We start from the raw sequence: 12,481 nt of genomic DNA, 5'->3' as shown, positions 1-12,481 counted from the left end.
AGGTCTGATACCACAAAGTGAGCCGATCCTGCCCGGAAGTGTGAGTTCTTTGTCGCTGCAAATTGCCTCATAACCAAAAGAAGCAATTGCTGAACTTTCGCAGAACACTCTGATCGAAAGACAACGGGCGGTTGATGGAAGTAAGAAATTGCTATGATTGTGACAGTATCAAACAACCATGGCAGCCTGGGTGGTTCTACCGCTGCGGGTGCGCTACGGTTTGAGTAAGGTAATAGAGTTTGGCGGGCGGTAGCGATGAGAATATTGTTGGCAGATGATCATGGGATGGTGCGTGACACGATTTCGGCTTATCTGGAAACGGAAGGTCGGGCCGTCGTTGTGGCCGTCGAAAACTTCCACGAAGCAATGAAAGCGCTGAACAACAAAGGGCCGTTTGATCTGGTTCTTTTGGATTTCAGCATGCCGGGTATGAACGGGTTGGATGGTCTTTCAGACGCGATAAAGGCCCACCCCGATCAACCCTTTGCGATGCTCAGCGGCACTGCACCAAATCGAATTGCCCAGGAAGCGGTGGAACGCGGGGCCATCGGTTATCTCCCCAAGTCAATGACGGCAAAGTCACTGGTCAATGCAGTCCGTTTCATGATTGCTGGCGAAACCTTTGTGCCAGCTTCCGTCTTGGCAGATAGCGGAGAAACGCAAGAGACGGAGTTTTCAAAGCAGCTCAGCTTGCGGGAAAGACAAGTTCTGACCGGACTATGCCATGGCCGATCGAACAAGGAAATCGCGCGCGATCTGGACTTGCAGGAGGTCACGATCAAGCTGCACGTAAGGACCCTGTGCAAGAAGCTGAACGCCAAGAACCGCACGCAGGCGGCTTTGATAGCAAAAGACGCGGGCTTTGAATGACCCGCGTCTTCCCCAGTGTGTCACACTTAAAACAACATGCTGTCGATCAACTGACCCAAGTCATCAGCAACACCGTTTAAAAGCAACGTCGTGCCTCCGCCGAGTTCAATTTGAACATCATCACCTTCGACAACGCTGACATTGGTGTTGAACCATGCGGACATATCCGCATCACCAGCATCCAGGTCCAGGCTTCTGAAATCCAGGCGATCGCCTTCGGCGACTGAGAAGTCGGTGATCACATCCATGGCGCCGTCAATGTCATTGCTGCGGAAAACAAACCGGTCGGCACCGGCTCCTCCCGTGGCAACGTCATTGCCCGCCCCGAGATAAATCCGGTCGTTTCCAGCGCCGCCATCGAGCACGTCATCACCTGATCCACCGTTGAGGTAGTCCTTGTCGGCGCCGCCATTCAGGTCGTCGTTGCCGGACCCACCCTTCAAGGTGTCGCGGCCTTCACCGCCGGACAGGATGTCATCGCCGGATCCACCGTCGAGCGTGTCTGCGCCGTCCCCGCCATCAAGCACATCGGCACCAGAACCGCCATTCAGACTGTCGGCGCCGAGACCACCTTGCAGAACGTCGGATCCAGATCCTCCATCAAGTTGATCATCGTCGCTGCCTCCTGAGAGCGTGTCATTCCCAGAACCACCCGTGAGATCATCTGATCCCGCGCCACCTGAAAGGGAATCATCCCCGGATCCACCGATCAGAACATCCTGACCGTCGTCACCAAAGAGCTCATCATCTCCGGAACCACCATTGAGCAAGTCTGCACCAGTTCCGCCAGACAGGAAATCCGCTTCGGACCCACCGCTCAGATCGTCGGCTCCGTCGCCACCGTACAAAGCATCCGAACCCGACCCGCCATTCAATACGTCATCGGCGTCGCCACCATCTAGCGTATCGTGCCCTGCCGAACCGGTGAGGGTATCCGTACCGGCACCGCCAAGCAGGATGTCATCATCCTCAGGCAGAATGTTTCCATACTGGTCATAACGCACACCATTCTCATCATAGCTTGAAATGATCCCGCTGGTGCTGCCCTCACCAGCACCGCCGTGCAGGTTGTCTGACCCGTCATCGCCTTCAAGCGTATCACCCGAACTGCCGCCGACCAATACGTCTGTTCCAATGCCGCCCGAGAGAGTGTCGTGGCCCGCATTGCCTTCCAAAACGTCGTCATATGACAAGTCACCTTCCGTTGTTGCAACCAATGTCAATTCCGCCACGAGAACACTGGAGTTGATGTCCACCTCGACAAAGGGGCTCTCCGCCGTGGGGTCGGCAGCACCGTCGTTGGAGTATGACCTGGGAGCTTCCTCCATCAAGTGCAGGCTGGCCTCACCGGTGACCGGATCAATGATCACCTGATAGATCCCACCCGACGATGACGTCGAATCGTTCATATCGTGATCGCCCGAGTTTCCACCCACGAACAGATTGCCATCCGCATCCACAATCGCCGCGCCGAACGTCATAGCCGGCGCACCGTCAAGGCGGTTGCCATCAATCACTGTGGACGTGACGGGAACGGTGCTGAATTGTGGATCGCCATTTGAGATATCGATGACGAGCAGAATTGTGTCAGCGCCTTCCGCACTCGGTCGGGCAACACCATAAAAACTCTGTGTCTCTGCGTTGAAGGCAACGTCATAGACACGCGCGCCGACTAAGTCGTTTGGCAAATTGTAAACTGTCGTGACCGGGTTCCCATTCTCGTCAGATTGGTCAACATCAATCACCGCAATATGGTCCATGCTGGATTGGAACGACCAAAGGTTGCCCTGATCATCAAAGTCGCCCGTCCAGGACCGGTAAGGCGTTTCCCCGATGCGGTAGCTGTTACCCTCGGCATCAATCATGACAAGATCGGAACGCTCAACCGATTGACCAAGCGCATCGACGCCTGTGCCCACTGCAATCGCATAGAGCATGTCATTCTCGGCGTTGTAGCCCATGGAGTTGACATTGACGGTGCCCTGCACGCCCGCCACTTCGTAGCTTTGCGTTTCAACGTCAAAGACATGCAATGTCCCATTCAGGACTTGGTAGAGATTGGATTGCCCATCTGCAAAGGCGGAAACGGTAACTGTCTGGCCACCGATTTCCATTTCCTGATCGTAGTTAAAGATTGGACCTGATGTATCTATCTCAGGACCGCTGCTTTCGGCTTCGACAGAACGAATTGTGAGCTGCGTACTGGTGTCTTCAGCTGTGAATTGCACCTCATGTCCACCATAGGCCCCGCTTTGCGAACTGAATTCAGCAATCACTTCACCATCTAACAGCACCTCAACGGCTGCGTCGGATTGGCCGCCAGCAAAGTTAGCCGCCAGTTCCAGGTTCAGGTTGTAGACACCGCCGACCTCGGTCGTGACGACTTGCGTCATTTCCTGATGACCGTTTTCGAGGTCATTTACCTCCCAATTCCCGCTCGCCGCGTAGTCGGAGAAAGACGTGGCGCCATCAGTGCCGCCCAGAAGGTTGTCTTCGACATAGTCACCATGCAAGGCGTCGTCGCCTCCTTGGCCACTTAAGTTGTCGTCCCCGGCCAGGCCGACCATGTTGTCATCATGACCTGTGCCTTCGTTCAAATCGGACAATCCTGTACCGATCCATGTCTCAGTCGTTGGCATTTTAGTACCTCATTGGTTTTAAGAAGATTTAGGGGGACGCAGGCTTTACCAGCCGATGCCGTTGACCTGCGCAGTTTGGGGCACGTCGTCAAACAGACGCACCACATCGATCACCGGAATACTCGGACCATCCGATACGGCATGCCGGTAGGTGTCATTGCTGTGGCAAACGATGACAGCATCCACATTGTCCATCACCTCTGCCACATCGTCGCAAAGCATGTCCTTCAGCGACCCTGCCAATTGGCCAAGACCTTGACTGCCGTGCTGTACGTAGGATTTCAATCCATCCAGCGGTGTATCCTTGGTCACCGCTGTGTCATGCACTTTGAGTTCGATACCTCTGGCGTTCAATTCTGCCATAACCTCGAGGATCGGGCTTTCGCGCAGATCATCCGTGCCTGGTTTGAAAGCCAAACCAAGAATGCCCACACGTTTCGCACCGGTTTCCCGCGCCATGCGAGTAGCCTCTTCAATCTGCTCACGGTTTGAGCGATCAAGATTGCCAATCAAAGGCAATGAAACACCCAGACCTTCCGCGATGTGCTGAACTGCGCGCACCTCTTTGGGCAGGCAGGAGCCACCATAGGCAAAACCGGGCTTCAGGTAGTAGGACGACAGGTTCAGTTTCTGATCCTGGGTGAAAATGTCCATGACTGCGTGACTGTCCACGCCCAGAGGTTTGCACAACCGACCGACTTCGTTGGCAAAGCAGACCTTGGTCGCATGCCAGACATTGTCGACATATTTGATGGTCTCGGCCACCTCTACAGTTGTGAGGATCGGATCGGCATCGACCGGCGCATAAATGCGGCGCATGATCTCGGCAGTCCGGAAATCGCTGGTGCCAATGACGGTCTTCGGCGGATTATGGAAATCGTCAATAGCGACCCCTTCGCGCAGAAACTCGGGATTGAAGCAGATTCCAAAATCGCGTCCAGCTTTCTTGCCTGACATTTCTTCAAGGATTTTGGCCATCACCCGCATCGTGGTGCCAGGCGGGATAGAACAACGCATTGCAAAAACGTGAAAGCCATCCTTTTGGCGCAACCCCACGCCCATAGCCCGGGCCGACTGTTCAATGTAGGTATAGTCGCAACCGCCATCAGCTGCAGTTGGCGTGCCCACGGAAACAAAAGTCACATCTGTTTCTTGCACGGCAGCAACCAAATCGTCGGTCGCATTGATAAGCCCATCAATTACGCCTTTCGAAAGGGTCTCGCCCAGCATCGCTTCGTGAATTGGGCTTTTGCCACGGGCGATCTGGTCAATCTTTGCTTGATCGATGTCTACGCCGATGACCTGATGTCCAAGCGAAGCAAGGCATGCCGTGGAAACCGCCCCTACATAGCCCAGCCCAACGATGCTAATCCGCGACTTTTGCTGTGTTGCCGGAATGACAACCTGTACATCGTTTTGATCAAATTTTCTAAGTTCCATGAGACGATCCTCCGTTCTGAGGATCTTTATAAGTCACTGAAAAATTTAATATTCATCTCGCAAGTGTAGAACAGAAGCACGAAGGAGAGATGGTCTATACCAAGGGTTAGGCAAGCCATACCTAGGCACAAAAAAATGGCCCGCATGGTTTCCCATGCGGACCGGTCGCGTTCGTGAGTGGTGGCACTTGGGCCGAACGCGAACCTCAGGCGACCTCGGCGCGGTCGTAGATATCTTCGTAACGGATGATGTCGTCTTCTCCGAGGTAGCAGCCAGATTGCACCTCGATCAGATGCAACGGCAGCTTGCCCGGGTTTTCGAGGCGGTGCACAGCCCCCAAAGGAATGTAGGTACTCTCGTTTTCCGACAGGAGCTTTTCGTCGTCATCGACCGTCACCATGGCTGAGCCGCTGACCACAACCCAATGTTCCGCGCGATGCAAGTGACTTTGCAAAGACAGTTTAGCCCCTGGCTCGACCATGATGCGCTTGACCTGGAAACGGGGACCCAGCGACAACGTTTCGTAGTAACCCCAGGGACGGTAGCAGCGGCGAAAGCCATCAGCCTGCTGCGCGCCTTCCGCCCGCAACGTCTCGACAACTTTGCCGACATGTGAACCGTGGGATGCATCAGCGACAAGAATCCCGTCATCAGTTGCCACAGCAACGATGTCTTTTAGTCCGAGACCAACCAACTTCACGTCCGGGTTTTCGGACTTCAGCAATGTGCCTTCGCAATCAATCGCGGTGGCGTTCCCCGATGTGACATTGTCTCCATCGTCAGCGTCCTCGTGATCTTTCAAAGCTGTCCAGCTGCCCAGATCGGACCAGCCGCATGTCAGCTCCAGAGCAGCACACTCTCCGACATGCTCCATAATCGCGTGATCAAACGAAATGTCCTGGCACCTGAAAAAAGCGTCCTCGGACAGACGGCGGAAACCAAGATCGCGGCCACCAAGTGCAAGGGCTGCTTCGACGGGAGCCAACATCTCCGGGGCATGAGCTTCGAACGCTTTCAGTACGGCATCCACACGAAACAGGAACATGCCCGAGTTCCATAACCAGCTCCCGGATACCAGCATTTCTGCAGCGCGGTTTGCCTCAGGTTTCTCGGAAAATTCCGAGATCATCAACGCGTCCTGATTGCCGCCTTCGACCTTGAGGTAACCGAAGCCAGTTGCCGCATGGTCGGGCTGAATGCCAAACGTCACTATGGCCCCTTTAGCTGCAAGACGCATCGCTTTTTGCAGGCTGCGGCGGAACGCGCCTTCATCTTCGATCATGTGATCGCTGGGCAAGACTGCCAAGATAGCCTCGGGTTCGGATTTTCGTATCAGGGCAGCCGTCAGGATCGCAGCGGCGGTGTTCCGTCCAACGGGCTCAATCACCAACTCAGACACGCTTGCGTCCACATCCGCAAGTTGCTGCCGCGCAATGAAACGATAATCCTCTGCAGTGATCACTATCGGCTTGGCAAATCCTTTGCCCGATACGCGCCCAATGGTGCGTTGAAACAGGCTTTGACCTTCAATGAGTTGCGCGAACTGTTTGGGATAGCTCTTGCGCGAAACAGGCCAAAGGCGGGTACCGGCACCGCCGGCAAGGATAACTGGATGGATCATTTGAAACCCTCTTTTATGTTCTGATCCATATTAGCGGCCCCCGCGCCCTATGATGGATGTCTAAAGGTGAAGATGACTCTCGAAAGGATAGTCCCGCTAGCTGAAAGGGGTTTCGATCAAACCCACATACATCATGATCAGCATCAGAAACGCTGACAGAGCTGTCACGAGTTGAAACTTGGCAAACCCGTTCTTGATCGTCTCGACGAGACCAGAACCATCGCCCGCGCTTTGATTGCCGCGATTGGACCATTTCTGCTTAGAAAGGTGGAAAATCATATAGATTTTCACTGACGCGTTAATCACCTGATTGAGGTACAGTATGAACGGCCAAGTCATATCTGCGCGGCGGCTGTAGCCGAACAGGAACAGACACAACACAACGCGCGAAAACAGGACCCAAATAATGCAGTTCCAGAAGTATCCTGGGACAATCATGCTGCCCAGTACGGCCATCACCGGGCTGACCATCATCGTCCACATAGCAAGACGTTGATCCACAACACACCACCAGATGAAGAAGGGCATTGCGGTAGGACCAAGGGCGATGGCGCGTGCACCATTGCGCAGCATATTGCCGGACCACCGGCGAAAGTTCTGCACCATACGCTTCAGTCCGTTCTCCTTGATCACTTCGATCGTGTAGACAGTCGCGTCCGGCACATAGGTCATCTTGGCACCAACGCTCAGCAGCCGGTACCAGGTCGACTTGTCATCACCAGACAGAAACCGAAAGCGCCCCCACAGCCAGTGGTTCAAGTGGTCAGCTTCAATGGTGCGGATGAATTTCTCGTCTAAGATGTGCCGCGCGCGAAAAACACTCATGCGACCGGTGAGTGTCAAAACTCGCCCAGCCAGCGCATGGCTTTGCATGGCCAATCGCCGCTGGGCAAATCGCATGTCCAGCCACTTTGCAATCCACTGCGGTCCATAGCAGATCACTTCTTCGTCGGTGGTCAACGCCTGCAGTTCTGGGTCACTACCGAACATGGAAAGTGTCTTGCGCAGGACGTCGTCCCCATAAAGGGCATCGCCATCCATGAATATTACAAGGTCATCCGGATTGGCACCGGATCGCGCGATCGCCCGCAGGATCAGTCCAATGGCCATGCGCTTGCCTGGCTGGTTCTGACGGATAAAAATCAGTTCGGCCAGATCGTCCGGTATGTCCTGTGCGTAGGTTTCGACGAAATCACGAATGATCTGTTCGTCATATGCGCTGCCTGTCCCAATGTAGAGCGAGGTGGGAATACCCTCGAGTTTGACTTGACCCAAGATTGAGCCAATGACGCGTTTGGTAATCGACGGCTCTTCGTAATAGGTTGTCATCTGGATATGCAGTCGCTTGGGGCGCCAACCTGCATCCCAAAGTTCATCTGCGCGTTTGCGCATTCCTGGCCACTTGGCGCGCGCATAGACCTGCGCGCGCAACGCATGGGTGAACCACCACCCAAACCGCCAGAGCCCTAGAGTCCCCAGTACAACGGTTACATGTAGTGTCGATGGATTTGCGAAACGATTTGGCACGTTCGCCAAGAGCCACAAAAGCCCCATAAAAAGCAGAAGAAATAGTGTGAAGTGGGGCAACGACCAACGAGCGAAGTAGCTTGGCACCGGCTTTTGCAGTTCGTGCAAACGACGCGTCAGGTCCTTGTCAAAGGCGTATTCCGATAGCTCCTCAGCCATTCCGGACCCCCATTTTCGCAAGCCAACCGCGAAACGCCTGACCCAGTTGCCGCTTGGCTTCGAGGTTCACCGGTGCACCCAGACGCAGCCTCGCTTTGGTGGCCTCAGCACTTAAGTTCGTGGCCGAAACGGTTACCATGATCCCAAACTCACCAGGACGTTCGGGATGGTCGCCTGCACGCACATCGGTGATGGCGCCGTCGAATGTGATCTTTTGACCGTTTTCATTCAGTCCGATCGTGGCAGGCATCCCGATGTAAAGTGTTTCGGCGAACTTTTCAGATACCCAACCCACCGTAGCCCGGGGTTCCGCCCGCTCGAAAACCAAATCGCCTTCCTGTGTTCCAAACAGCTGACCCGGTCGCACCATAACTTCCCGTACGACACCGTCAGACGGCGCGCGGATATGGTTGCGATCAATCAAATCGCGCAGCCCATCGCGATCAGCACGTGCGCTGTCGGACCGCGCTGCTCGTCGCGCAACTTCTCGAGCCATCAGGTCAGAGACGATGGTCACGGGGTCCGACACTGCCGCCAAATCATCATTGCGCCCGCGCATCGACACCCACTGCCGGCGCATATCGTCAAATCCACCTTTGCCGACGAACTCGGTATAAAAGCGTGCCGCAACAGCCATGCGCATGGCAGTATTTTCCGATTGTTGATGCTCCGCCAGTTCTTCCATCGCCGCTATGGCACGGGCATGCTCTTGTCTTGCGACGGCAAGCTCTGCCTCAGCTTGATCCAGTCGGGCTTGCACCTCAGGGTCATGAAGCCTGATCATAACGTCGCCAGTGCGGACTTTTTGCCCGGAAGAAACGTCCACGCTATGCACAAATCCGCCCTGAGAGGGGAAACTGTGGCTCATTGGGGCTAGCACTCGACCGTGCTGTATGTCGATCCGGTCAAGATTGGTGAAGATATTGTTGCCGATGATACCCACGACCAGCGCTGCAATGGACAGGTATGTCAAAACATTGAACAGAACCCGGACAGGCTGCGGAACGAACTTCACTGGTTGTTCGGATTGCTCTGCTTCCGTTTGCTCCATCGGGACAAGATCAACAGGAGTGTCCAAGCTGGTGATCACGTCACCACTGCTGGCCATTTTGCCAGACAGCAACGAACGATAAAAAAGAGCCAAAGTTTCGCGTTGCCGACCGCTCAATCCTTCGAGGGAGACCAGGCCAGACTGTTCGTTTTTCGACAGACGAACCGGAAAGCGGATATCAACCCCTTGGAAAGGCACACTGAGCGTGCCAGCTGTCGGGCAGTCAGGCGCATCGTCCGGCCAGACCAATCCGGACAAGGACCAGCTTTTTATGCACACCGACGCACCGGATGGCGTTTCAACCACCAACGGCGCGGTGACCGTCCAATCCATATTTGAGTCAGGTGCTTCGTGGCGGATTTTCATCAGTGGCCTCATTGCTTTGGACCACAAAGGTACTTGGTTCGCTGACCGCGCAGGCGACGCACAAGTAGAACCACACGTTCAAAGGACGATTGGCATTATACGAAAGTATAGCCCGTTCAATCGCTGAAAATTGACAACGAACCTGGGGGTACACTTCTAAAACAGGGACTGCGAACCACACAGCATGCCGAACGCATCGCGAGGATTTGCTTGGTCCGTATTGTGAAAACAGGGTCGCAAAACCGCAGCCAAAACGTCGTCAAAAGTTTCAGACTTGCGCAAACTCTGCCCGAAGCCAGGCTTCAAACAACTCGATTTCGGGTCTCACAGCGACACTTGAGTTGCGATACATAAGGTAGTGAGATTGAGGAGAGGCAGTGGCCTCTCCCACCGGGACTATTCCTGCAGCGAGACCGCTTTGCGTCTGCGCCAATCGCGACAAGACCATCGCATAGCCATGTCCACCTGCCACCAGTTGCATCGCGGACACCGTTGTATCGAGAAAGTACTGTTCAGTCTCAGGTACCGGAACGCAGTCATGGGTGGCGAAGTATCGATTCCAATCACCTTCATATCCGAGGATGTGGATAAGCGGGCCGCGCAAAAGATCTGGGATTCCTTTGATACAGCCTCGCTGCTTGGCAGCGCAGATCGGTGTGATGAATTCTTCCGACAGCTTTTCGGACCGTGCGTCGGTCCAGGTGCCCCGCCCCATTCGCACCTCGACGTCGATGCCTTCAGGCCCCGTCGACGTGGACCAGATATCCGATACAAGACGAATATCGATTTCAGGGTGCTCTTGTTTGAAGCGTGGAAGACGCGGCGCAAGCCACAGCACGCTTGTTGAAACCGGTGCCTTGACCGTAACCATACGCGCTGTCATCGGCCCGAACAGGCTGACCGAAGCCAAATCGATATCTGCTATCGCCTGACGAACCGTGCTGACATAGGCCTGTCCAATATCTGTAAGTGACAAATGGCGCGCACGCCGGTGAAACAATTTGCTTCCCAATTGCTCTTCAAGTGACCGGATGTGAAGACTTACCGCAGTCTGGGTTAACCCGAGTTCCTCGCTGGCAGCGGTGAAGTTCAGAAGTCGGGCAGCGGCTTCAAAGCTGCGAAGCCAGATCAGATTGATACGTCTTTGCATTCCCGGAAATCACAAAATTTTTTTGGTCATACTGCGCACCATATATCATTTTGGTTGCTGCAAAAAAGTGAATAACATCCGCGTTGAGACGACATGAAAGCGCCAACAGGACCAAGTGACATGCCAGTGCTTTTCACGGAGGCTCCCGACATGGTCCTGGCAAATAGGGATACAAAGCCTGGCAACATGGGGGCTTGTTCCTTAGTCAAGGTCGAGGAGCAGGTGATTGAGGATAGCTTCCACTCTACCCTTCGGGATGTGGCGTGCAAGACGCTCATTTCAGGTTGCAAAACCGCGTGCAAAGGCGTTGTCGTCGGCGTAGCCACCTTTCTGCCAAATGGTATCCTGCATCCACATCGCCACACTCAGCCGGAGTTCTACGACGTGCTTGAAGGCTCCGGTGAGGTTGTGTTGGCCAGTGCTACGTATTCCGTGGACCATGGGACAGCCATCTACATCCCTGCAGATGTCGAGCCTGGAGTCAGTGTTGATCCTGATGGCCTGAGCTTTGTCTATGGCTTTGAGCAAGATGCGTCCTCAGGCATCGAACATCGGTTCGTGGCCTGACACGCCACCCAAAGGATGTTCCTCACAAGAAAGGTGCTGAAATGAAAGTTGGATTTATCGGTTTGGGCAATGTCGGCGGTAAACTGTCCGGCAGTCTGTTGCGCAATGGTATTGACCTGACCGTACTGGACTTGAACGCCAATCTTGTCGATCTGGCTGTATCCAAAGGTGCCAAAGCGGCGCGCAATGCGGCCGAATTGATGCGAGATTGTGATGCGGTGATCACATGCCTGCCGTCTCCTGCCGCGTCCGACGCGGTCATGCAAGAGATGCTGCCCCATGTGCAGGAGGGCAAGATCTGGATGGAGATGTCGACCACCGACCAAGCCGAAGCCGAGCGTCTGGGCGGTCTGGTGATGGCCGCCGGAGGTGCAGCGGTGGATTGCCCCGTATCGGGTGGCTGCCATCGAGCGGACACCGGCAACATCTCGATCTTTGCGGGTTGCGACCGTACGACGTTCGAGCGGATCTTGCCGCTTCTGATGACTATGGGCCGTCGTATTTTGCATACCGGTGACCTAGGCACGGCTTCGATGCTCAAAGTCCTGACGAATTACCTCGCCACCGTCCATCTGGTTGCCAATGCAGAAGCTCTGGTGACAGCCAAGGCCGCAGGAATGGACTTGAACACCACCTATGAGGCAATCAAAATCTCATCTGGAAACAGTTTTTCGCACGTCACGGAAAGCCAAGTCATCCTCAATGGATCGCGCGACATCTCCTTCACGATGGATTTGGTGAAAAAGGATGTTGGTCTGTTCCAGAGCATCGCCGAGCGCGGCAAGGTGCCGTTGGAAATCTCACCGCTGATTTGCAAAATATTTGACGATGGCATTGCGCGCTATGGGGATCGGGAATTGTCGCCCAATATCATCCGGCGTCTGGAAGAGGCGACTGGCCTCGACATTCTGGCACCTGGCTTTCCGTCGGAGATGGAGGATGATGAACCCGAAGAGCCTGGTTATGAGGTGATCCCGCAGGGGAAGTCGCTCAAGCCGGCAACTTGAACTGGCCCCGGTGCTTCGTAGCAGGGGCTGTTCCTACATGCGCCGGGCAGATGCAATGGACGAGTTGCAGGGCTTCGGCGAGAA

The 12,481-nt window shown here is 54.8% G+C and carries 9 protein-coding genes; 3 read left to right on the top strand and 6 right to left on the bottom strand.

Features of this window, described 5'->3' with window-relative positions; genetic code table 11:
- The first annotated feature begins 255 nt into the window (after positions 1-255).
- The gene (locus tag IE087_RS15475; protein WP_189370265.1) at positions 256-870 is read left to right on the top strand and encodes a response regulator; all 615 of its coding nucleotides are present in this window, start codon (positions 256-258) and stop codon (positions 868-870) included.
- Positions 871-896: 26 nt separating this feature from the next.
- Here IE087_RS15475 and IE087_RS15470 read toward each other — a convergent pair whose 3' ends face one another.
- The 6 genes from IE087_RS15470 to IE087_RS15445 all read right to left on the bottom strand — a co-directional run bounded on the left by IE087_RS15470 (position 897) and on the right by IE087_RS15445 (position 10,823).
- Positions 897-3,509, bottom strand: coding sequence for a calcium-binding protein (locus tag IE087_RS15470; protein ID WP_189370264.1), 2,613 nt, complete (start codon positions 3,507-3,509; stop codon positions 897-899).
- 45 nt (positions 3,510-3,554) lie between these two features.
- Entirely contained in the window at positions 3,555-4,949 is a 1,395-nt protein-coding gene (locus tag IE087_RS15465; protein WP_189370263.1) for a nucleotide sugar dehydrogenase, read from the bottom strand.
- Between the two features lie 205 nt (positions 4,950-5,154).
- Positions 5,155-6,570: a mannose-1-phosphate guanylyltransferase/mannose-6-phosphate isomerase gene (locus IE087_RS15460; RefSeq protein ID WP_189370262.1), complete on the bottom strand. Its 1,416-nt coding sequence runs from the start codon at positions 6,568-6,570 to the stop codon at positions 5,155-5,157.
- 96 nt (positions 6,571-6,666) lie between these two features.
- Positions 6,667-8,256 (bottom strand): glycosyltransferase, encoded by a 1,590-nt coding sequence (locus IE087_RS15455; RefSeq protein WP_189370261.1) that lies wholly within the window; start codon positions 8,254-8,256, stop codon positions 6,667-6,669.
- Positions 8,249-9,673, bottom strand: coding sequence for an HlyD family secretion protein (locus tag IE087_RS15450; protein ID WP_189370260.1), 1,425 nt, complete (start codon positions 9,671-9,673; stop codon positions 8,249-8,251). The genes IE087_RS15455 and IE087_RS15450 overlap by 8 nt, the downstream gene beginning before the upstream one ends.
- A 268-nt stretch (positions 9,674-9,941) precedes the next feature.
- Positions 9,942-10,823 carry a LysR family transcriptional regulator gene (locus IE087_RS15445; protein ID WP_189370259.1) on the bottom strand — a complete coding sequence of 294 codons (882 nt, stop codon included), beginning with the start codon at positions 10,821-10,823 and terminating at the stop codon, positions 9,942-9,944.
- A 93-nt stretch (positions 10,824-10,916) separates the two neighbouring features.
- Here IE087_RS15445 and IE087_RS15440 point away from each other — a divergent pair, with 93 nt between their 5' ends.
- Positions 10,917-11,390, top strand: coding sequence for a cupin domain-containing protein (locus tag IE087_RS15440; protein ID WP_189370258.1), 474 nt, complete (start codon positions 10,917-10,919; stop codon positions 11,388-11,390).
- Positions 11,387-12,397: an NAD(P)-dependent oxidoreductase gene (locus IE087_RS15435; RefSeq protein ID WP_373296520.1), complete on the top strand. Its 1,011-nt coding sequence runs from the start codon at positions 11,387-11,389 to the stop codon at positions 12,395-12,397. The genes IE087_RS15440 and IE087_RS15435 overlap by 4 nt, the downstream gene beginning before the upstream one ends.
- The last annotated feature ends 84 nt before the right edge of the window (positions 12,398-12,481 follow it).

This window comes from Tateyamaria omphalii (genome assembly GCF_014651375.1).
In the GTDB taxonomy this organism is placed as follows: domain Bacteria; phylum Pseudomonadota; class Alphaproteobacteria; order Rhodobacterales; family Rhodobacteraceae; genus Tateyamaria; species Tateyamaria omphalii.
This window is presented reverse-complemented; position numbering and strand designations above follow the sequence as displayed.

Excerpts from the sequence above, each read along its gene's own strand:
- IE087_RS15475 (WP_189370265.1), top strand. The coding sequence starts at position 256 with ATGAGAATATTGTTGGCAGATGATCATGGGATGGTGCGTGACACGATT.
- IE087_RS15470 (WP_189370264.1), bottom strand. The coding sequence starts at position 3,509 with ATGCCAACGACTGAGACATGGATCGGTACAGGATTGTCCGATTTGAAC.
- IE087_RS15465 (WP_189370263.1), bottom strand. The coding sequence starts at position 4,949 with ATGGAACTTAGAAAATTTGATCAAAACGATGTACAGGTTGTCATTCCG.
- IE087_RS15460 (WP_189370262.1), bottom strand. The coding sequence starts at position 6,570 with ATGATCCATCCAGTTATCCTTGCCGGCGGTGCCGGTACCCGCCTTTGG.
- IE087_RS15455 (WP_189370261.1), bottom strand. The coding sequence starts at position 8,256 with ATGGCTGAGGAGCTATCGGAATACGCCTTTGACAAGGACCTGACGCGT.
- IE087_RS15450 (WP_189370260.1), bottom strand. The coding sequence starts at position 9,673 with ATGAAAATCCGCCACGAAGCACCTGACTCAAATATGGATTGGACGGTC.
- IE087_RS15445 (WP_189370259.1), bottom strand. The coding sequence starts at position 10,823 with ATGCAAAGACGTATCAATCTGATCTGGCTTCGCAGCTTTGAAGCCGCT.
- IE087_RS15440 (WP_189370258.1), top strand. The coding sequence starts at position 10,917 with ATGAAAGCGCCAACAGGACCAAGTGACATGCCAGTGCTTTTCACGGAG.